The 19,437-nt window shown below is 66.2% G+C and carries 15 protein-coding genes; 12 read left to right on the top strand and 3 right to left on the bottom strand.

The annotated features are described in order from the left end of the window. Positions 1 to 4: 4 nt before the first annotated feature. On the bottom strand, positions 5 to 2,074 hold the full coding sequence (locus tag GTP90_RS26620) for a TonB-dependent receptor family protein (RefSeq protein ID WP_161086347.1): 2,070 nt from the start codon (positions 2,072 to 2,074) through the stop codon (positions 5 to 7). Positions 2,075 to 2,170: 96 nt separating this feature from the next. Between GTP90_RS26620 and GTP90_RS26615 the strand changes: the two genes are divergently transcribed. From GTP90_RS26615 to GTP90_RS26570, 10 genes are all read left to right on the top strand, one after another. Continuing rightward, positions 2,171 to 2,530, top strand: a complete 360-nt coding sequence (locus tag GTP90_RS26615; protein ID WP_161086334.1) for a DUF2946 domain-containing protein — start codon at positions 2,171 to 2,173, stop codon at positions 2,528 to 2,530. A 73-nt stretch (positions 2,531 to 2,603) separates the two neighbouring features. Then, complete coding sequence (locus GTP90_RS26610; protein ID WP_161086333.1) at positions 2,604 to 4,877, top strand: TonB-dependent receptor; 2,274 nt, start codon at positions 2,604 to 2,606, stop codon at positions 4,875 to 4,877. Positions 4,878 to 4,982: 105 nt separating this feature from the next. After that, the gene (gene hmpA, locus GTP90_RS26605; protein WP_161086346.1) at positions 4,983 to 6,164 is read left to right on the top strand and encodes an NO-inducible flavohemoprotein; all 1,182 of its coding nucleotides are present in this window, start codon (positions 4,983 to 4,985) and stop codon (positions 6,162 to 6,164) included. 61 nt (positions 6,165 to 6,225) lie between these two features. After that, on the top strand, positions 6,226 to 6,663 hold the full coding sequence (locus GTP90_RS26600; RefSeq protein WP_161086332.1) for a Fur family transcriptional regulator: 438 nt from the start codon (positions 6,226 to 6,228) through the stop codon (positions 6,661 to 6,663). Positions 6,664 to 6,818: 155 nt separating this feature from the next. Beyond that, the gene (locus tag GTP90_RS26595; RefSeq protein ID WP_161086331.1) at positions 6,819 to 8,063 is read left to right on the top strand and encodes a GTP-binding protein; all 1,245 of its coding nucleotides are present in this window, start codon (positions 6,819 to 6,821) and stop codon (positions 8,061 to 8,063) included. A 10-nt stretch (positions 8,064 to 8,073) separates the two neighbouring features. Then, positions 8,074 to 10,362: a TonB-dependent receptor gene (locus GTP90_RS26590; RefSeq protein ID WP_161086330.1), complete on the top strand. Its 2,289-nt coding sequence runs from the start codon at positions 8,074 to 8,076 to the stop codon at positions 10,360 to 10,362. Between the two features lie 9 nt (positions 10,363 to 10,371). Then, positions 10,372 to 11,076, top strand: coding sequence for an ABC transporter ATP-binding protein (locus GTP90_RS26585; protein WP_161086329.1), 705 nt, complete (start codon positions 10,372 to 10,374; stop codon positions 11,074 to 11,076). Next, positions 11,036 to 12,526, top strand: coding sequence for a DUF3526 domain-containing protein (locus tag GTP90_RS26580; protein WP_161086328.1), 1,491 nt, complete (start codon positions 11,036 to 11,038; stop codon positions 12,524 to 12,526). The genes GTP90_RS26585 and GTP90_RS26580 overlap by 41 nt, the downstream gene beginning before the upstream one ends. Continuing rightward, positions 12,523 to 13,926, top strand: coding sequence for a DUF3526 domain-containing protein (locus GTP90_RS26575; protein ID WP_161086327.1), 1,404 nt, complete (start codon positions 12,523 to 12,525; stop codon positions 13,924 to 13,926). Before GTP90_RS26580 ends, GTP90_RS26575 begins: the two co-directional genes overlap by 4 nt. After that, positions 13,923 to 15,086: an esterase-like activity of phytase family protein gene (locus GTP90_RS26570; protein WP_161086326.1), complete on the top strand. Its 1,164-nt coding sequence runs from the start codon at positions 13,923 to 13,925 to the stop codon at positions 15,084 to 15,086. The genes GTP90_RS26575 and GTP90_RS26570 overlap by 4 nt, the downstream gene beginning before the upstream one ends. Here the strand turns inward: GTP90_RS26570 and GTP90_RS26565 are convergent. Further along, a complete protein-coding gene (locus GTP90_RS26565; protein ID WP_161086325.1) occupies positions 15,076 to 16,809 on the bottom strand; it encodes a putative bifunctional diguanylate cyclase/phosphodiesterase in 1,734 nt (577 codons plus the stop codon). The genes GTP90_RS26570 and GTP90_RS26565 overlap by 11 nt on opposite strands. A gap of 139 nt (positions 16,810 to 16,948) precedes the next feature. Between GTP90_RS26565 and GTP90_RS26560 the strand changes: the two genes are divergently transcribed. Both GTP90_RS26560 and GTP90_RS26555 read left to right on the top strand, forming a co-directional pair. Beyond that, positions 16,949 to 17,668, top strand: a complete 720-nt coding sequence (locus GTP90_RS26560) for a helix-turn-helix domain-containing protein (protein WP_161086324.1) — start codon at positions 16,949 to 16,951, stop codon at positions 17,666 to 17,668. Beyond that, positions 17,665 to 18,330, top strand: a complete 666-nt coding sequence (locus GTP90_RS26555) for a Crp/Fnr family transcriptional regulator (protein ID WP_161086323.1) — start codon at positions 17,665 to 17,667, stop codon at positions 18,328 to 18,330. Before GTP90_RS26560 ends, GTP90_RS26555 begins: the two co-directional genes overlap by 4 nt. 7 nt (positions 18,331 to 18,337) lie before the next feature. On the opposite strand, the gene GTP90_RS26550 is transcribed toward GTP90_RS26555, so the two are convergent. Beyond that, positions 18,338 to 19,437: hypothetical protein (locus tag GTP90_RS26550; protein WP_161086322.1), on the bottom strand; the 1,100-nt coding region annotated here is incomplete at its 5' end.

Genomic DNA, 19,437 nt, shown 5'->3' with positions numbered 1-19,437 from the left:
CCCCTCAGAACCTGGCGCGCAGCTGCACGTAGGCCATGCGCGGCGCACCCACCATGCGGCCGGCGTTGCCGTCGACGTTGCGGGTGTAATAGCGATGGTCGGCGATGTTGTTGACGCCGGCCATCACCTCATAGCCCGGCTTGCCCGGCATCTTCCACGTCAATTGCGCGTTCCACAGGCGGAAGCCCGGCACGATGCCGTTGCTGCCGTTGGCCGCCTCCGCCGCCGTGTTGGCGGTGTCCGAATACTGCTTGCTTTGATGCGTGGTCGACAGGTTGGCGGTCCACGCGCCAACGCTGTAGCGCGCGCCCAGCGTGTCCGTGTTGCGCGAGTAGAACGGCACATCCATCCCCGACGATACACCCGAATCCTGGATCGCCTTGGTGTAGGTGTAGTTCGCGTACACGTTCAGGCCGGCCAGCGCGCCGGCGTCGTCGAAGGTGTAGTCGGCCGCCGTTTCGATGCCGTCGTGGTTGGTGGCGCCGATGTTGCGGAACACGGCCGGCACGGTGCCGGGCACCTGCAGGATCTGGTTGTCGAACTTCAGCTTGAAGGCAGTGATTTCGGCGCTGGCCGCGCCGGTCTTCCAGCGCGCGCCCAGTTCGGCCGTCTTGGCCAGCTCAGGCTTGAGCGGATTGGCCGGGGTCTGCGAATTGAGCTGGGTGTTCTGCACCGGGCCGAACGAGGTGGTGTAGTTGGCGAACACGGTCAGCGAACGGTTGAGCAGATAGGCCACGTTCAGCGACGGCAGCGCCTTGTTGTTGTCGCTCTCGAACACCGACTTGGCGCCGAGGTCGTTGCGCTCGGACGAGATGTGCTCGTAGCGCAGGCCCGGCGTGATGCGCCATGCGCCCACGGCGATGCGGTCGTCGACGTAGACCGCGTGCGCGTCGGTGCTGTTGGTGAAGGTCGCGGTCGCACCCCTGGCGCCGGTGGACACGGTCTGGACGTAGTTGTTGTCGTCGCCGCGCTCGCGCAGGAAGCGGTAGCCGACGGTGACATCATGCGTCAGCCCGCCGGTGGCGAAGCGCTGCGTGTAGCGCGGCTCCAGGCCCAGCACCTCGTAGTTGCGCGGCTGCCAGGTCAGCTGGGTCTTGGCCGCGTTGATCAGCGAGCTTTGACGGAAGCTGTCGCTGTAGTAGGCCTTGACCTCGAACTCCTGCGTGGCCGACAAGGTGTTCAGGTAGCCGATGTCCGCGCTGCGGCGGTCGCCGCTCCAGAAGTCGGTCGGCCGCGTGTTCTGGAACGGATCGGCGTTGTACTGCGCCACCGTCAGCCCGCCCGGCGTGCGCGAGTTGACCTCGTAGTAGGACAGCTTGGCGTTCAGCTCGCTGTGCGGCGTCAGCTGGTAGCGGAACTTCAGCGCCAGGTCGTTGACCTTTTCATTGCTGCCGACACGCCATTCGCTGCCGGCCATGCCCGAGTACAGCACCGCCACGCCCAGGCCGCTGTCCTGCTGGGTGCCGACGAAGGCGCTGTATTGACGGTTCTGGCCGCCGTGGCCGAAGTCGTTGTAGCGGAACGAGGCGTCGCCGCTCACGCCCGGCCCATCCGGAATGGAACGGCTGCGGAAGTTGATGATGCCGCCGACGTTCTGCGGGCCGTAGCGCACCGCGCCGCCGCCGCGCACCACATCGATCGATTCAATGTTGTTGAGGCTGACCGGCGCGAACGACAGGTGCGGCTGGCCATACGGCGCCACCGCCAGCGGTATGCCGTCCAGCAGCACGGTCGAGCGTGGCGAGTAGCGCCCGGTCAGGCCGCGCACGCCGATGTTGAGCGAGATCGCGCTGCCGGCCGAGCCGGAATTGTCGGTCGACTGAACGCCCGGAATGCGGCGCATCACATCGCCGATGTCGGCGGCGCCGGTGTTGTCGATGTCTTCCTTCTTCATCACGGTGCGGGCGCCAGCGAAATTCTTGACGCTGTTCTGCAAGCCCGAGCCGAGCCAGCTGCCCGAGACCTGGATCGATTCGATCGGCCCGGCGGCTTCCTGCGCATGGAGGGGAACCGCCAGCAAGGCGACGGCGACGGCAATAAGGGAACGTTGGTATGGAATGGCGGTCAGCGGCATGGTGTACAGGGATGTGCGTTTCAACAATGCAAATGATAACACTTCTCATTCTCAAATGAAAGTACGCGGTCTTTTGGGATGCGCTATAATTTGCCCATGTTCAATTTCGCGCGCCGTCGAACGCTGCACATCTGGATCGCCTTGCTGGCCGTCCTGCTCAGCGCGCTCGCGCCGTCGATCTCCAGGGCGATGAGCCCGGCCTCGCCGTTCGGCTACGGCGAAATCTGCTCCACCGACACCGTCAAGAAATCCCCCACCCCGGCCGCCGACCACGCGATGGAGCATTGCCCGTACTGCGCCACGCACGGCGGCACCTACGCGCTGCTGCCGCCGGTCGCGGCCAGCTTCGCCGTCGTCGGCGGCCATGACTCCTACCCGCCGCTGTTCTACAGCGCTCCACGTCCGCTGCACAGCTGGACCGCCGCCAAGCCGCGCGGACCGCCCACCCGTTCCTGATCGTCAGCCGTAACCGCCGCCACCCGCCGCCATAAGCCGCGGAGGCGGCCAACATCCCAACATCAGGAACATCATGAAAACGACCATAACGCCAATGGCGCTGGCGCTGCTTGCCGCCTTCTCCACCCTCGCCTGCGCCCAGGAGGCGCCCATCCACATGCTGGGCACCGTGACCATCGTCGGCAACCGTCCGACCTCGCTGCCGTCGCAGATCCCGACCACCATCGAGGGCATCACGCACCACGACATCGAACAATCCATCAACGCCACCGACGCCGAGGACGCGCTGAAATACCTGCCCAGCCTCCTGGTGCGCAAGCGCTACATCGGCGACTACAACCACGCCGTGCTGTCCACGCGCGCCTCCGGCACCGGCAACAGCGCCCGCTCGATGGTGTACGCCGACGGCATTTTGCTGTCCAACTATCTCGGCAACGGCGCCTCGTTCGCGCCGCGCTGGGGCATGGTCAGCCCCGAGCAGGTCGAGCGTGTCGACGTGCTGTACGGCCCCTTCTCCGCGGCCTACGGCGGCAACTCGGTCGGCGCGGTGGTCGATTACATGACCCGCATGCCGACCAGGTTCGAAGCCCACGCCAAGCTGGCGCTGACACACCAGCCGTTCAAGCTGTATAACACCAACGACAACTACCAGGGCAAGCAAGCCAGCATCTCCCTGGGCGACCGCCAGGGCGGCTGGTCGTGGTACGTGGACGTCGGCCACACGGACAGCGACGGCCAGCCGCTGACCTTCCCGACCAAGGCGCCGGCCGCCGGCAAGCCAGGCAGCGCGGGCATCCCCGTCACCGGCGCGGTCGCGGGCCTGGACCGCGCCAACAACCCGTGGCTCATCCTCGGCACGGCCACGCAGTACCACACCGTGCAGGACCAGTTCAAGGCCAAGCTGGCCTACGATATTTCGCCCACGGTGCGCGCCTCCTACACCTTCGGCCTGTGGCGCAACGATTCGAAAGGCCGTCCGCAAACCTATCTGCGCGACGCCGCCGGCAATCCGGTCTACAGCGGCGCCGTCAACATCGAAGGCCGCAGCTACACGCTGGCGCCCACGGACTTCAACCTGTCGAACGAAGACATCCAGCACATCATGCACGGCCTGACCGTCAAGTCCCACACCAAGGGCGTGTTCGACTGGGAGATCGCGGCCAGCCTGTACGACTACGACAAGGACGTGCTGCGCGCCGCCACCACCGTCGCGTTGCCGGCCGCGCTGGCGGGTGGCGCCGGACGCATCGTCAACCAGGGCGGCACCGGCTGGAACACCTTGTCCGGCAAGGGCGTCTGGCGTCCGAACGTGGAGCACATCGCGGAATTCGGCTACCAGCGGCAGGCCTACAAACTGGCCAGCATCGAGAACGCCGCCAGCAACTGGATCGACGGCGCGCCGGGCGAGCGTAACGCCGCCTTCACCGGCAAGACCGAAATCAACAGCCTGTATGCGCAGGACTGCTGGCGCTTCGCTTCCTTGTGGAAGACGGTGCTGGGCGTGCGCTTCGAGCGCTGGACCGCGCACGATGGCGCCACCGCCAACCGCGCCACGACCGCGGCGCATCCCGAGCGCAGCGGGAACTTCGTGTCGCCGAAAGCCGCGCTGGCATACCAGGCCAGCGACGACTGGGTGCTGAAAGCCTCGCTGGGCCGGGCGGTGCGCATGCCGACGGTGTCCGAGCTTTACCAGGGCGGCATCAACGCGGCCGGCGATTTGATCAACAACGATCCGAACCTGAAGCCTGAAAAATCGTGGACCACCGAGCTGACGGCGGAGCGCCGCCTCGCCGCCGGCCTGCTGCGCCTGACCGCGTTCGGCGAACGCACCCAGGACGCGCTGTACTCGCAGACCAATACGCTGGCCGGGTCCGTGGTCAGCACCGTGCAGAACGTCGACCGCATCAACACCAAGGGCCTGGAAGTGGCCTACACGGCGGACGACGTCTGGGTGCGCGGCCTGACGCTGAACTCCAGCGTCACCTGGACCGATTCGAAGATAGACCGCAACGACAAGTTCCAGGCCAGCGTAGGCAAATGGCAGCCGCGCATTCCGGAATGGCGCGCCACCGGCGTGGCCACCTACGCGCCGAACGACAAGCTGGCGCTGACGCTGGCCGCGCGCTACAGCGGCAGCCAGTATTCGACGCTCGATAACACGGACCCCAACGGCTTCGCCTACATGGGCGCCAGCAAATACTTCACCACCGATGTGCGCGTCCACTACCGCATCAACCGGCAGTGGAGCGCGGCGGTGGGCATCGATAACCTCAACAACTACAAGTACTGGAACTTCCACCCTTATCCGCAGCGGACCTACGTGGCGGAACTGAAGTTCGATCTCTAAGCAGGTCCCGCGCAGGCGCCGCCGGTTTTCGGTTGCGCCTGCGCTGACATTTTAAAGATTCATGTGATATACTTCTTTACGTCGAAACCACACATGGACAGCAAAATGCTCAGCACCGAACAAAAAGCCATCATCAGCGCCACCGTTCCCATTCTCGAACAAGGCGGCGAGACCCTGACCCGCCATTTCTACATGACGCTGTTCCGCGACTTCCCGCAGGTGAAGCCGATCTTCAACCAGGCCAACCAGGCCGACGGCAACCAGCAGCGCGCGCTCGCCAACGCGGTGCTGATGTACGCGAAGAACATCGACCGGCTGGAGCAACTGGGCCCGCTGGTATCGACCATCATCAACAAGCACGTCTCGCTGCAGATCCAGCGCGAACACTACCCGATGGTGGGCGCCTCGCTGCTGAAGGCGATCCGCGAAGTGCTGGGCGCCGACGTCGCGACCGACGCGGTGATCGACGCATGGGGCGCGGCCTACGGACAACTGGCCGACATCCTGGCCGGCGCCGAGCAAAGCATCTACGACAAGAACGCGGCGGCGGAAGGCGGCTGGAGCGGCACGCGCGAATTCAAGGTCGTCTCAAAGACGGCGGAAAGCGATGAAGTCACCTCCTTCGTCCTGCAGCCGGCGGACGGCGGCAAGGTCGTCGCGCATGCGCCGGGCCAGTACGTCGGCCTGGTGGTCGACGTGGACGGCGAAGAACAGCGCCGCCAGTATTCGCTGTCCGCCGCCAGCAACGGCAGCACCTACCGCATCAGCGTCAAGCGCGAGCCGGGCGGCGCGGTCTCCAACTATCTGCACGACCATGTCGGCGTTGGCGACAGCCTGAAGCTGGTGCCGCCGGCCGGCGAGTTCACGCTGGCCGACAGCGACAAGCCGCTGGTGCTGATCAGCGGCGGCGTTGGCATCACGCCAACGCTGGCGATGCTGACGGAGGCGCTGAGCACCGGCCGCCGCATCCACTTCATCCACGCGGCGCGCCACGCCAACGTCCACGCCTTCCGCGACCAGGTTGACGCACTGGCGGCGCAGCACCCGCAACTGCAGCGCTTCTACTGCTACGAAGCGGCCAACGACAGCGGCCCGCAGCCGCACGCCACCGGCTACATCGACCAGCAGCGCCTGAACGCCTGGATGCCGGAGACGCGCGACGTCGAAGCCTACTTCCTCGGCCCGACGCCGTTCATGAAGGCGATCAAGTCGCACCTGCAGGAGCTGGGCGTGCCGCAATCGCAGACCTACTACGAGTTCTTCGGCCCCGCCGAGGCTCTGGGCTGACCAGGAAGGGACGCCCTCCGTGATAAGATAGCGGCGCTTCATCCCACTTATCACCGATACCATGCAAACCTTCATCGCAGGCCAAGCTGAAACACTGATCCGTGCCACGGGCGCCCGCGTGACCCGCCCGCGCGTAACGGTTCTGGAGTTTCTGCTTGCCCAGCAAAAGTCGCTGACCCACCACGAGATCCATGCCCACCTGTCCGATGCGGCGCTCGATCCGGTCACGCTGTATCGCGTGCTGGAATGGTTGACCGACAATGAACTGGTGCACCGGATCGCCGGCGCCGACACCGTATGGCGGTTCAGCGCCGGCGCCGGCCATCACTCGCACGAACATGCGCACTTCCAATGCACCAGCTGCGAGGAAGTGACCTGCTTTACCGAAGTTCCACTGCCGCGCAAAATCAAGCTGCCGGACGGCTTTCAAAGCCAGGAAATGGATTTCCTCATCAAGGGCACCTGCCCGCACTGCGCAAAACGCCAAGCCAAGCGTTAATCCCTAGCCCCGTTCCCGCCGGCCGCCGAATTATTAATGCAACTGTATTGCATTAATAATTCAAACCGCCTATCATGCGGACCTTACATGCAACTCGATTGCATTAGCAGAGTCCCCATAACCGCGCGCGAACGCGCATCCACCGCGAGATACCCATGTCCACCTACGACACACGGCTACCGGTCACCGTCCTTTCCGGCTTCTTAGGCGCAGGTAAAACCACCCTGCTCAATCACATCCTGGCCAACCGCGAAGGCCTGCGCGTCGCGGTCATCGTCAACGACATGAGCGAGGTGAATATCGATGCCTCGCTGCTGCGCCATGGCACGCAGAACGCCGGGGCCGCGCTGTCGCGCACCGAGGAAAAGATGGTCGAGATGAGCAACGGCTGCATCTGCTGCACGTTGCGCGAAGACCTGCTGCTGGAAGTGCGCAAGCTGGCCGCAAGCCAGCGCTTCGACTACCTGCTGATCGAATCGACCGGGATCGGCGAGCCGATGCCGGTCGCAGCCACCTTCGACTTCGAGGATGAACACGGCGATTCGCTTAACCATATCGCCCGCATCGACACGATGGTCACCGTGGTCGATGCCGCCAACCTGCTCCAGGACTTTCACGGCACCGACTTCCTGGCCCAGCGCGGCCAGACCGCCGGCGAAGACGACGACCGCACATTGGCGGCGTTGCTGTCGGAGCAGATCGAATTCGCCGACGTCATCGTGGTCAGCAAGACGGACCTGGTCACGCCGGCGCGGTTGGGCGAAGTACGCGCCGTCATCAAGGCGCTGAACCCGGGCGCGGCGATCGTCCATGCGGAACAAGGCCGGGTTGCACTCCACAAGATCCTCGGCACCGGCAAGTTCGACCTCGAAAAGGCCAGCCAGATGGCCGGCTGGGCGCGCGAGCTGGCCGGCATCCACACCCCGGAAACCGAGGAATACGGCATCTCCAGCTTCGTCCTGCGCGAGCGGCGGCCGCTGCACCCGCAACGCTTCGACCGCTTCCTCGACCAGGCCTTCCCGGGCCTGATACGCGCCAAGGGCTACGTTTGGTTGGCCAGCCGTCCCGACTGGGCTGTCGCCTATTCACGCGCAGGCAGGATCGCATCGGTGGAACCGGTCGGCCAGTGGTGGGCTGCCAGCGACAAGGACAACTGGCCGCCCGCGGGCGATCCCGACCGGCTGGCGATCGAGTCGGTCTGGATGGAACCGTACGGCGACCGTCTCAACGAAGTCGTATTCATCGGCCGCGGCATGGAGCCTGGCGCCATCGAAGCCGCGTTCGAATCCTGCGTGTTGACCGCCGCAGAACTGGCGGCAGGAGCGCTGGCATGGCGCGATTACACCGATCCCTTCCCGGACTGGAGCCGCGAAGACCAGCCACAAACGACACCCCAATAAGACCCAGCACATGACCCCAAGCATACGACCTTTAACGGCAGCACTCTCGCTGTCGCTCGCCACCGCCTGCGCCTATGCGGACGATGCCGCCCTGCCGACGGTGATCGTCAACAGCGCCCGCAGCGGCCTCGATCCCGACCTGCCGGCCACCGACGTCACCAAGACCCAGGAGGAACTGCGGCGGCAGCAAAACATCTTCAATCCGGAGGACGCCTTGCGCAACATGCCGAGCCTGACGATACGCAAGCGTTATAGCGGCGACCGCAATGCGCTGGTGGGCGGGCGCAGCTTCTCCACCACGCAGGCGCCACGCGCGCTGGTGACGATGGACGGCTACCTGCTGTCGAACTTCCTGGGCCGCTTCGACGCGCCGCGCTGGAACATGATCGCGCCGGAGGAAATCACCAGCGTCGACGTGCTGTACGGCCCCTTCTCCGCGCTCTATCCCGGCAATGCGATCGGCGCCACCATCGCCGTCAGCACCAGCCGTCCGGCAAGCTTTGGCGGGTCGGTGCGGCTGGCGATGCAGCAGCAGTCCTTTGCGCAGTACGGTGACAAGGACAACTACCGCAACTACCAAGGCTCGGCCATCATCGGCGACCGGCTCGCATCCGGGCTTTGGTACAAACTGATGCTGAACCGTCAGGACTCGACCAGCCAACCGATGGGCTATTACACCGTTACCGCCAACGCGGCCGGCGCTTTCCCGGCGCCGGCCGGTGGCGCCGCCACGCCTGTCACCGGCATCCGCTACGACACCGGGCCGTTCGGCACCCGGCGCGCCATCTTCGGCGCCAATACCGGCGCCATCGACCACACCCGGCAAACCACGGCGAAAGCGACCTTCGGCTACGACTTCTCACCGGCGCTCGGCGCGGAAGGCTTCCTGGCCTGGTGGGACAATCAAAGCACGACGCGCAACCGCACCTTCCTGCGCGACGGTGCCGGCGCCAGCGTATGGTCCGGCCGCGTCACCGATGGCGTCAACGTGTTCGTGCTGCCGGTGGCCGCCTTTGCGCCCAACACCCGCGACGAACATCATGCCCAGGCCGGCCTGACGGTCAAGACCCGCAACAGAAGCGGGTGGAACGCCAGCGTGGTCGCCAGCGCCTATCGCATCGTCGACGACGTGCAGCGCAACGCCGGCAGCGCCGATCCGTTCGCGGCCTCCGGCGGCGCCGGAAGCGCCGTGGTGCGCGACGGCAGCGGATTCAATTCCATCGACTTGCGAGCCACCTACACGCCGGTGAGCGGCGACTGGACCGGCGGCGCCCATGCCCTCGTCTTCGGCCTGCACGCGGACGACTACAAACTCAAACAAGCCACCCGCAACACCGCAGACTGGCGCAACGCCAGCGGCGCGGAAGCCCAGTTCTCCGGCGGCCAGACCCAAACCCTGGCCGCTTACGGCCAGGACGCCTGGCGCTTCGCGCCCCATTGGCAAGCGACCCTCGGCCTGCGGGCCGAAGCCTGGGAAGCCACCGATGGCGTGCAACGCGTGCCGGGGTTCGCGCAAGCCTACCCGCGCCGCAGCGCGCAGGCCTGGTCGCCGAAACTGTCGCTGGCGTGGGATCCTTCTGCGGATACGACGGTGAGGCTGTCCACCGGACGCGCCACACGTTTCGCCACGGTGGCTGAACTGTTCCAGGGTACGGTGGCCGGCGGCGCCATCATCGTCAACGATCCCAATCTGAAGCCGGAACGTTCCAACGCGCTGGAGCTGATGGCGGAACAACGCCACGCGTTCGGCAGCCTGCGTGCCTCGCTGTTTCAGGACGATGTGCGCGACACCATCTGGAGCCAGTTGAACCTGAGCGTCTTCCCCAACGTGACCAATGTGCAGAACGTAGGACGGGTGCGCACGCGCGGGCTGGAGCTGGCCGGCCAGGCCGACCGCCTCGGCATACAAGGCTTGAGCGCGGACGCCAATATCGCGTTCAGCAAATCGACCATCCTGGAAAACGACAACTACTTGCCGTCGGTGGGCAGGAACTGGGCGCGCGTGCCGCGTGTGCGCTCGGCCACCACGCTGACCTATGCCCCCACCAACGTCTGGAGCGTCTCGGCGACGTACCGGTATTCCGGCGCCCAGTTCAACGAGATCAATAACAGCGACTACAACACCGACGTCTATGGCGCGGTATCCCGCGTCAGCCAGCTGGACGTGCGCCTGCTGGTCAAGCCGGCCCGGGGTACCGAGGTCGCCGTCGGCATCGATAACCTCAACAACAACAGCGCCTACCAGCTGCATCCCTACCCCGGACGCACGCTGTCGGCTGAAGTGCGCTATGCGTTCTAGGAGATCGGCGTGATACGAATCGAACAACTGAGCAAACGTTACGACGGCCGCACGGTGGTCGACGCCCTGGACCTGCGGGTGCGCGGTGGAGAAATCTACGCGCTGCTGGGCCCCAACGGCGCCGGCAAATCGACCACCATCGGCTGCCTGCTGGGATTCGTGGAGGCCGATGGCGGCAGTATCAGCCTGGCCGGTTCCAGCCTGCCCCCGGCCCGTGCAGCCGTCGAGCATGCGGCCTACATCGCCGAGAACATCGCGCTCTACGAGCGGCTGACGGGGGTGGAGAACGTCGAGTTCTTCATGCGCCTGTCGGGCCGGCGCCCAAGCCGGGGGCAGATCGAGACGCTGCTGGAACGCGCCGGCCTGCCGCAGCACGCGTGGCATCGGCTGGCGGCGGGCTACTCGAAGGGCATGCGGCAAAAGGTCGGCATCGTCATGGCGCTGGCCAAGGGCGCGCAAGTGCTGGTGCTGGACGAACCAACCTCCGGCCTGGACCCCGAAGCGAGCGTTAGTTTCGGGGAACTGGTGCGGTCGCTGGCGAACGACGGGGCGGCGGTGCTGATGGCGACGCACGACCTGTTCCGCGCACAGGAACTGGCGGATCGTTGCGGCATGCTGGTAAGCGGCCGCCTGGCCGGCGAATGGAAACTGGGAGAACTGAATGCAGGCGAACTTGAACACAACTACCTTGACATCCTCGCCCGCCGCAACTGAGCTCCGCGCGCCCCCGGGCTGGCGGACCTGGTGCACCGCCTGGCGCGGCGCCTGGCAGGCCGACTGGCGCGAGCGGCGGCGCGACTGGCGCGTATGGCTGGTGATCGCCGCCGGCCTGATGATGGCCATCTGCGCGGCGCTGCAGTCGTCGCTGGAGTTGAACGCCACGCTGGCCGCAAGGGCCGAGGCGCGGCAGTCGGAACAACAGCGATGGTCGCACCAGGGCAAAAAATATCCCCACGCGGCCGCGCATTACGGCGTGTATGTGTTCAAGCCCTTGTCGGCGCTGGCCGCGCTGGATCCGGGCATCGAACGCTATGTCGGTTCCAGCGTCTGGCTGGAGGCGCACAAGCAGAACGAACCGATCTACCGTCAGGCTGACGACGAACCCGGCGCGTACCGGCAAATGCGCCTGACGCCGGCGTTTGTGCTGCAAGTGATCGCGCCCATGGCCATGATCTTCCTCGGATTCGGCATGTTTGCCGGCGAGCGTGAACGCGGCACGCTGGGTTCCCTGCGCATCAACGCCGCACCGATGGGCGCCATCGCGCTGGCGCGCTGCGCGGTGCTGCTATGCCTGGCGGCGGCATTGGCGCTTCCCGCCTGCATCGCGGTCTGCGCGTTGGAGTGGTCGCCGGAGGCGCAAGCGCCATTCGGCGACGGCGCAGTGCGGGCGGCGGTGTTCGCCGGCGGCTACTTGATGTACCTGTGCACCTGGGCCGCGCTGATCGCCGCCGCCTCGGCCTGGGCCCCATCCTTGCGCGCCAGCCTGGCGATGCTGATTGGCCTGTGGGCGGCCACCGCACTGGTGCTGCCCCGCGCGGCGCTTGAAATGGCGCAGGAGGCCGCGCCGCTACCCAGCCTTCAGCAGTTCCGCGCCGGCCTTGACGCCGCGCTCGGCGAACCGGATGATCCGCAGCTGGCCGAGCGTGACCGGCAACAACTGCTGCGCCAGTACGGCGTGACCGACGTTAAGGACTTGCCGGTCAATTGGGCCGGCATCAGCCTGCGGCGCGGCGAACGGCACGGCGACCGGATATTCGATGAGCACTACGGGCGGCTGTTTGACGCCATGCGCAGGCAGGGCGACGCGGCCGCACTGGCCGGATGGCTGTCGCCGACAGTGGCGCTGGCCGGTCTTTCCAGCGCTTCGGCGGGCAGCGACATGGATCACCACATCCAGTTCGTCAACGGCGCCGAACGGCAGCGCCGAACGATACAGGAAGTGATGAACGCCGCCATCACCGCCAATCCGGAGCGGAACGGCATCCGCTACGACGGCGACCAGGCGCTTTGGAACCAGGTCCCGCCGTTCCGCTTCACCTTTGCGCCGCTGGACCCCGCGGCGCTGGCCCTGCGGCACGGATTGCCCCTGGCCGCCCTGTTCCTGGGAAGCCTGCTGCTATGCCGCGCGGGTTTGCGCCAACTGCGTCGAGGGAATTTGCGATGAAACAGATATTCACCCTGATCGTGTACGACCTGCGCATCCAGCTGCGCGAGCGCGGCAGCGTCGCGCTATTGCTGGTCGCCTTGCTGCTGGCGGGTTTCGGCCTGTTCGAAGGTGCGCGCCTCGACCGGCATGGCCGGGAGGCCGTCGCCGCCGCCAACGCGCAGGAAGCGCAGGCCCGCAGCGCCGCCAACATCCTGGCCCAACGCTATTTCCAGAACCCCGATGCGGCCGAATTCCAGCAGCTGCAGTGGTTCCGCAGCGCCGTCGATGTGCGTGGCTATGCGTTCCGCGAGCATGTGGGCTTCGCAGGAAAGCCGTCCGCCGCCGGCGGCGCGCTGGCCATCGGCCAGGCGGACCTCCAGCCCGCGTACGTCCGGGTGCGGGCGGAGTCGATGCAATCCGCCCGCAACGCGGTGGAGATCGAACACCCTGCCCGGCTGGCGGCCGGCCGCTTTGACCTGGCGTTCTTCATTGTCTATCTGTGGCCCCTGATCCTGCTGGCGCTATGCACCTCCGTGCTGACCCAGGACCGTGAAAGCCATCGCCTGCGGGCCTTGCAATTGCAGGGCGTACGCCAGGGCCGCATGCTGGTGGCCCTGGTGATGGCGCGCACGCTCGGTGCGACCGCGCTGCTGCTGATACTCTGCTCCGCCGCCGCATTGCTGGGCGGCGCGGTGGCCGCGAATGGCGCGGGCCTTGGAGCGCTGGCCGCATGGGCGTGCGTGACGCTGCTGTATTCCACGTTCTGGGGAGCGGTCGCGATGGCCGTCTGCGCATTCTGCGGCAGCCGCATGACCGCGGCCTTCGCAGGTTTCGGGACCTGGCTGGTGCTGGCGATCATGCTGCCGGCGGCGAGCACCGCGACCATCCAGCTTGCGGCACCGGTCCCGCAAAGGGAACGCTATGTGCAAGCGATGCGCGATGCCGGCGACCGTACCGCCGCCGGCCTGCCGCGGCTTGAACGCGCCATTGAGCTGGAGCGCCTGATGTCCGGCGTCGATCGGCAGTTCCAGCAGGCGGCGTTGCGGCGGCAGTCGCTGTTCGAGCGCACGCTGGTATTCAGTCCCGTGACGCTGGCGTATGAGAGCATGGCCGTCATCGCAGGCAACGACGGCGCCCGCCACCAGCGCTTCATGGCGGAGGTGCAGCTGCACCAGCTGCGGCTGCGCAGCTACTTCCAGAACGCCATCCGGTTGGCGAGCCAGGGCGACGCCAGGCTCCATTGCTCGACCACTTGCCTGGGTGGCTATGGCTTCCGGGACTTCGACGGGGTACCGCGCTTTACCGCATCCGCCTCGCTGTCCGCGAGCCCGAACATGCCACCGCGGCTGGCGGCATTGGGCGCATGGATCGCCGGGCTTCTGGCGCTGGCCGCCGGCCGCGTTATACTGCGGCGATGAACAGAACTAATTTCAAGCCGATGTGGCGCCAGGCCGCATCGCTCATCGCCTGCACTTTCATCCTGGCCGCCTGCGCCCCGCTGACCGCGACCAAGGCGCCGCCAACGTCGATAGCAAGCCTGCGCTTTATCGGCGAACAGCGGCTGCCCTGGCGCCAGCAGTTCCAGAACACCATGGTCGGCGGCCTGTCCGGCATCGACTATGACGCCGCCAGCGGCGAATGGGTGCTCATCAGCGACGACCGCTCCGCCAACAACCCCGCCCGCTACTACCGCGCGCGCCTGGCCTACGACGCACAGGCGTTCAAGTCCGTCGAACTGACCGGCGTGACGGCCCTGCTGCAGCCGGACGGCAGCACCTACCCATCCAAGGAAGACTACAAGGTTCGCGGTGGTGTCGTGCCGGACCTGGAGACCATCCGCGTCGATCCGCGCGACGGCAGCATCTGGTACGCCAGCGAGGGCGACGTCGGCCTGGGGCTCGATCCCTTCGTGCGCCACGCGACCAGGGATGGCCGCTATCTGTCGACGATGCCGCTGCCGGCCTTGTTCAGCGTCTCGGCGGACCACAAGACCGGGCCGCGCAACAACCTGAGTTTCGAGGGCCTGAGCTTTGCGCCGGACGGCGGCACGCTATGGGTGTCGATGGAAGGCCCGCTGTACCAGGATGGCGAAGCGCCGACGCCCGAACAGGGCACGGTCAACCGCATCACCCATTTCGCCCGCGACGGCAAGGTGCTGGGGCAGTTCGCCTACTCGCTCAGCGCCATTCCAGCCACGCCCGGCAAGGGCAAGTTCGCCGACAACGGCATTTCGGAAATCGTGGCCTTGAGCGACACGCGGCTGCTGGCGATGGAGCGCTCCGGCGTGCAAGGCGCGGACGGCAAATACAAGGATTATGTGCGCCTGTTCGAAATCGACACGGACGGCGCATCCGATATCCGGCAACTGCCGTCGCTGCGGGGCGCCAGCTATCGGCCCGTGGGCAAGCGGCTGGTGCTCGATGTGAACCAGCTCAAGCTGCCTATCGTGGACAACCTGGAAGGCATGTCCTTCGGCCCTACGCTGGCCAACGGCCACGCAAGCCTGGTGCTGATCTCCGACGATAACTTCGGCAAGAACCAGGTCACGCAGCTGCTGCTGTTCGAAGTCATTCCGTGATCATGGCCCGCAGCTGCGGCTCCGGCACCGGGCGGCTGTACAGGTAGCCCTGGTACTGGCGGCAGCCCAGTTCCTCCAGCAGCACGCGCTGCGCTTCCGTCTCCACGCCCTCGGCGATCACGTCCAGCTGCAGGCTGCGCGCCATCGCGATGATGGTCCGCACGATCACCTGGTCGCTGCTGTCGCTGGCCAGGTCGCGCACGAAGGACTGGTCTATCTTCAGCTGGTTCAGCGGCAGGCGCTTCAGGTATTGCAGCGACGAGTAGCCGGTGCCGAAATCGTCGAGCGCGAATCGCACGCCGATCGCCCGTAGCGCGTGCATGCAGGAGATGGTTTCCTCGATCTTCTCCAGCAGTACGCCCTCGGTCAGCTCCAGCTTCAGCAAGCGCGGATCGATGCCGTGGCGCTCCACCGCCGCGCGCACCACATCGCCGAAATCGGGCTGCCGGAACTGCTGCGCGCTGACATTGATCGCCAGGATCAGCTGCTCCATTCCGGGCACCGACTGCCATTCCTTGATCTGCGCGCATGCGGCGTTCAGCACCCAGTGGCCTATCGACAGTATCAGGCCGGTTTCCTCGGCCAGTGGAATGAAGCTTGCGGGCGGCACCCATGACCCATCCGCGCGCCGCCAGCGCAGCAGCGCCTCCGCACCGTGCGGCTTGCCGTGCGCATCCATCTGCACCTGGTAGTGCAGCGCGAACTGATGCCGCTCCATCGCGTGCCGCAAATCGTTTTCCAATTTCGCCCGCTCGCTGATGCGGTCCTGCATCTCGCGGTCGAAGAAGCGCATGCCGTTGCGGCCCGCCTGCTTGGCCTGGTACATCGCGATATCGGCCTGCATCAGCAGTTCATCCGGCTGCGGCGGCTGGCCCTTGTGGAACAAGGTCGCGCCGATGCTCGGCGTGCTGCGGCAGTTGTGGTTTCCCAGTTCGTAGGGCCGGTTCAACGCGGCCAGTATCTTGGCGCCCAGCGATTCGATCTCGCCGGCCGCCTCCTCCGCGCCGCTGCTCAGGCCCTCCACCAGCACCACAAACTCGTCGCCGCCAAGGCGCGCAACGGTGTCGCCTTTGCGCAGGCTCGATTGCAGGCGCTCGGCGACCTGCAACAGCAGCTGGTCGCCGACGTTGTGGCCCAACGTGTCGTTCAGGGTCTTGAAGTTATCCAGGTCGATGAACATCAGCGCGCAATAGCGGTCGTGATGGCTGCTGGCGGCCAGCACCTGCCGCAAGCGGTCCAGCAGCAGCCGGCGGTTCGGCAGCTGGGTCAGCGGATCGTAGAAGGCCAGGCTGCGGATTTCATCGTTGGCCGCTTTGCTCAGCGTGATGTCCGTGAGCGCAGCGACATAGTTGGTGATCTTGCCATCGTCGTCGTACACGGCGGTGATGCTCAGGTGTTCCGGATAGACCTCGCCGTTCTTCCGGCGGTTCCAGATCTCGCCCTCCCATTTTCCATCGCGGACGATGGCGGCCCACATCGACGCATAGAAGCCGGGCACGTGCCGGCCGGAGCTCAGCAGGTTGGGCGTCTGCCCCAACACCTCCTCCGCGCTGTAGCCGGTGATGCGTACGAAGGCCTGGTTGACCCGCATGATGCGGCCGCGTGCGTCGGTCACCATCATGCCCTGCGCGGCTTCGAACACGGTCGCGGCGAGGCGCAACGCCGCATCGGTATCGGGAGCGGCGATCTGCGCGGGCGCGCGCGCGCTCAAGGTAAGAGTCATGTAGTGCCTTTGGTGCTATCCATCAAGTAAGGGAAGGTTACTGATCCTAATCAAGAAATTAATTGATCTGGATCAAGGAAACGCCAGTTACACATCTCTACCATGATCTCATCGTACAAAAAAGTAAAAGTAGGAAAACATGAGCACCTCAATCGAGCGCAACAATTGCAGCGAATGTGAACACCGGATGATGTGCGTGGGCGCGGCGGCGGGCAACCGCGATGCCAGCCAGCGCATCCGCATCGAGCGCCATGCCGCCCTCTATCACGCGGGCGACGCGGTCAGCGATCATATCTTCAACATCCGCTCCGGCAGCTTCAAGGTGCTGCGGGCCGCCACCAAGGGACCGGAACAAATCATCGGCTTCGCGCTGGCGCCGGACTTCCTCGGCCTGGACGCGCTGGACCGGCGCGCGCACGCCAACACCGTCATCGCCTTGGAGGACAGTGAGGTGTGCAGCATCAACTGGAACCGGCACGCCTTCGAAGGACGCCGCCGCCCGGTGATGCGCGCCAGCCTGCATGCCTTGCTGAGCCGCGAAATCCGCCGCGAGCAACGCGCCGCCCTCATGCTGCGCAACACCCACGCCGAGCAGCGCATGGCCGACCTGCTGCTGTCGCTGTCGCAGCGGCGCGCCGATTACGGCCACCTGCCGGAACAATTCCGCCTGCCGATGTCGCGCTGCGATATCGCCAGCTACCTGGGCGTCACCGCCGAATGCGTCAGCCGCCTGCTCCTGCTGTTCAAGAAGCGCGCCTTGTTCGAGCTGCGCCGGCGCGATATCAAACTGCTCGACATGGACGCGCTGCACCACATGGCGCTCGGCCATGCGGCATCGCCAGGGCTGGTGACGTCATGACATCGTTGGAACTGACCCAGTGGGCGCTCGGCAGCCAGTTGACGCTGGGGCGCGGCGAGCAGTTGTTCCGCCAGGGAGAGGAAGTCGGCGGCGCGCTGCACTTCGTGCGCAGCGGCCACCTGAAGCTGTACCAGACCTGCGACGACGGCATGCAGCGCATCATCGAGTTCGCCCGCCCCGGCGACTGGCTCGGCGTCGACACGATCGGCGAGCAATACCGGCACGCATCCGCGGTGGCGCTGACCGATTGCCAGGTCGACGTGGTGGAGTATCGCCACCTGGCCGAACTGATGGACGAGGAGCCTTACAGCTGCGACCTGTTCAGCGCGATGCTGAGCCGCGAGATCGACCGCCAGCAACTGGCCGCCGCCATCCTGCGCAGCGCCGGCGCCTGCCAGCGCATCGTGATGTTCCTGCTGCAGCGCGCGGGGCCGGCGCCGCAAGCACCATCACAGGAGATGCACTCGCCGCTGCCGATGTCGCGCCAGGACATCAGCGACTACCTGGGCCTGACGCCGGCCACGGTCAGCCGCACGCTCAGCGCGCTGAAACGCAACGGCTGGATATCGCTGGGCCAGCGCGGCTTCGTGGTGCAGTGCCGGGCGGCGCTGGAGCAGCTGGCGGAGGGCGCACCGCTGGCCATCACCGCGCAAGGGCAATGACGGGGCATTACCTGGCCTTGATCCAGCCGCCCCGCTTGCTGAACACGTAGCCACGGCTGACCAGTTCCTGCTCGGTCAGTGCGCGCAGCACCGTCATCTTCTTGCCGTTCGGCGCGGTCACTTCCACGTAGCCGAAGCCGCCGCGCTCGATGGCGCCTGCGATGATCCCGCCCTCCGGCGTGGTCGGATGCTTGAACTCTTCCCGTATGCCGGCGTTCAGCCTCTCCTTCACTTCGCCCGGCGTCAAGCCGGGCTCCTGCTGCACCTTGCGCAGCACCTTGTCGTGCACCACGCGGAACTCTTCGATTTCGTCCAGGCGCCGGTCGAAGAACGCCAGGTGCTCGTTGCCGGCGGCTTTTGTGCCGCCGGAACCGGGCTTCAGCGACACCACCTTCGGCTCCTGCGCCAGGCGCGCGGCGTCACGCGGGTCGCGGCGCACACCCTTGCTGCGCTGGTTGGTCAGCGAGTCCTTGATCTCGCGGTTCTCCAGAGAGGTGGCGGCCTTCATGCGCTCGTCGAACGGCACCGGCTTGCCTTGCAGGTCGAACTTGCCGCCCACCGGTTTGATCTCGTCGATGTCGAAGCCGATGTCCTGCGCCAACGGATCGCCCGCCGGCGCGGTCGAGCCGGAGGTTTTGCCGGGGCGGCGCTTCACCATGTTGGATGGATCGCCGCCTTCCTGCCGGACCAAGTCCTTGAACCCTTCAAGCTCCTTGTCCAGCGCCTTCGGGTCCGGCGCGTGCTTGCTGGCGATGGCGTCGAGCTGTTTCTTCAGCGCTGCCGTGCGCTTTGCCGCCAGCTTGGGATTGGACTTGCGCAGTCCCTGGATCGCCTTCATCTCGGCCTTCATCGGTACGCTGCCGCCGATGATGTCGCCGTAGATGTTCTCCAGCAGCGGGCATGGTTCCGGGCTGCACAGCTCGATCTGGCCACCTTCGCGCACGCGCAGGTGATGGCCGTCCACCGGTTCGTCGGCCATGATCTTGCCGCGGCCGTCGGCGGGGCCGGGCTTGGGCCGGACGGCGGCATCGGCGTCGGCATGTGGCTTGTCGGCCGGCTTGGGCGCGGCGGCTGGCGGCGCTGGCAAGAGGTGCTGGCGGACGATCC

Source organism: Duganella vulcania, from assembly GCF_009857655.1.
Lineage (GTDB): Bacteria > Pseudomonadota > Gammaproteobacteria > Burkholderiales > Burkholderiaceae_D > Rugamonas > Rugamonas vulcania.
Note: the sequence above shows the minus strand (reverse complement) of the source record. Positions and strands in the feature narration are given on the sequence as shown.

What these genes read in the sequence shown, in the direction of transcription:
- GTP90_RS26560 (WP_161086324.1), top strand. Translation starts at nt 16,949, where the DNA reads ATGAGCACCTCAATCGAGCGCAACAATTGCAGCGAATGTGAACACCGG.
- GTP90_RS26620 (WP_161086347.1), bottom strand. Translation starts at nt 2,074, where the DNA reads ATGCCGCTGACCGCCATTCCATACCAACGTTCCCTTATTGCCGTCGCC.
- GTP90_RS26575 (WP_161086327.1), top strand. Translation starts at nt 12,523, where the DNA reads ATGAAACAGATATTCACCCTGATCGTGTACGACCTGCGCATCCAGCTG.
- GTP90_RS26555 (WP_161086323.1), top strand. Translation starts at nt 17,665, where the DNA reads ATGACATCGTTGGAACTGACCCAGTGGGCGCTCGGCAGCCAGTTGACG.
- GTP90_RS26610 (WP_161086333.1), top strand. Translation starts at nt 2,604, where the DNA reads ATGAAAACGACCATAACGCCAATGGCGCTGGCGCTGCTTGCCGCCTTC.
- GTP90_RS26595 (WP_161086331.1), top strand. Translation starts at nt 6,819, where the DNA reads ATGTCCACCTACGACACACGGCTACCGGTCACCGTCCTTTCCGGCTTC.
- GTP90_RS26565 (WP_161086325.1), bottom strand. Translation starts at nt 16,809, where the DNA reads ATGACTCTTACCTTGAGCGCGCGCGCGCCCGCGCAGATCGCCGCTCCC.
- GTP90_RS26590 (WP_161086330.1), top strand. Translation starts at nt 8,074, where the DNA reads ATGACCCCAAGCATACGACCTTTAACGGCAGCACTCTCGCTGTCGCTC.
- GTP90_RS26570 (WP_161086326.1), top strand. Translation starts at nt 13,923, where the DNA reads ATGAACAGAACTAATTTCAAGCCGATGTGGCGCCAGGCCGCATCGCTC.
- GTP90_RS26615 (WP_161086334.1), top strand. Translation starts at nt 2,171, where the DNA reads ATGTTCAATTTCGCGCGCCGTCGAACGCTGCACATCTGGATCGCCTTG.
- hmpA (WP_161086346.1), top strand. Translation starts at nt 4,983, where the DNA reads ATGCTCAGCACCGAACAAAAAGCCATCATCAGCGCCACCGTTCCCATT.
- GTP90_RS26600 (WP_161086332.1), top strand. Translation starts at nt 6,226, where the DNA reads ATGCAAACCTTCATCGCAGGCCAAGCTGAAACACTGATCCGTGCCACG.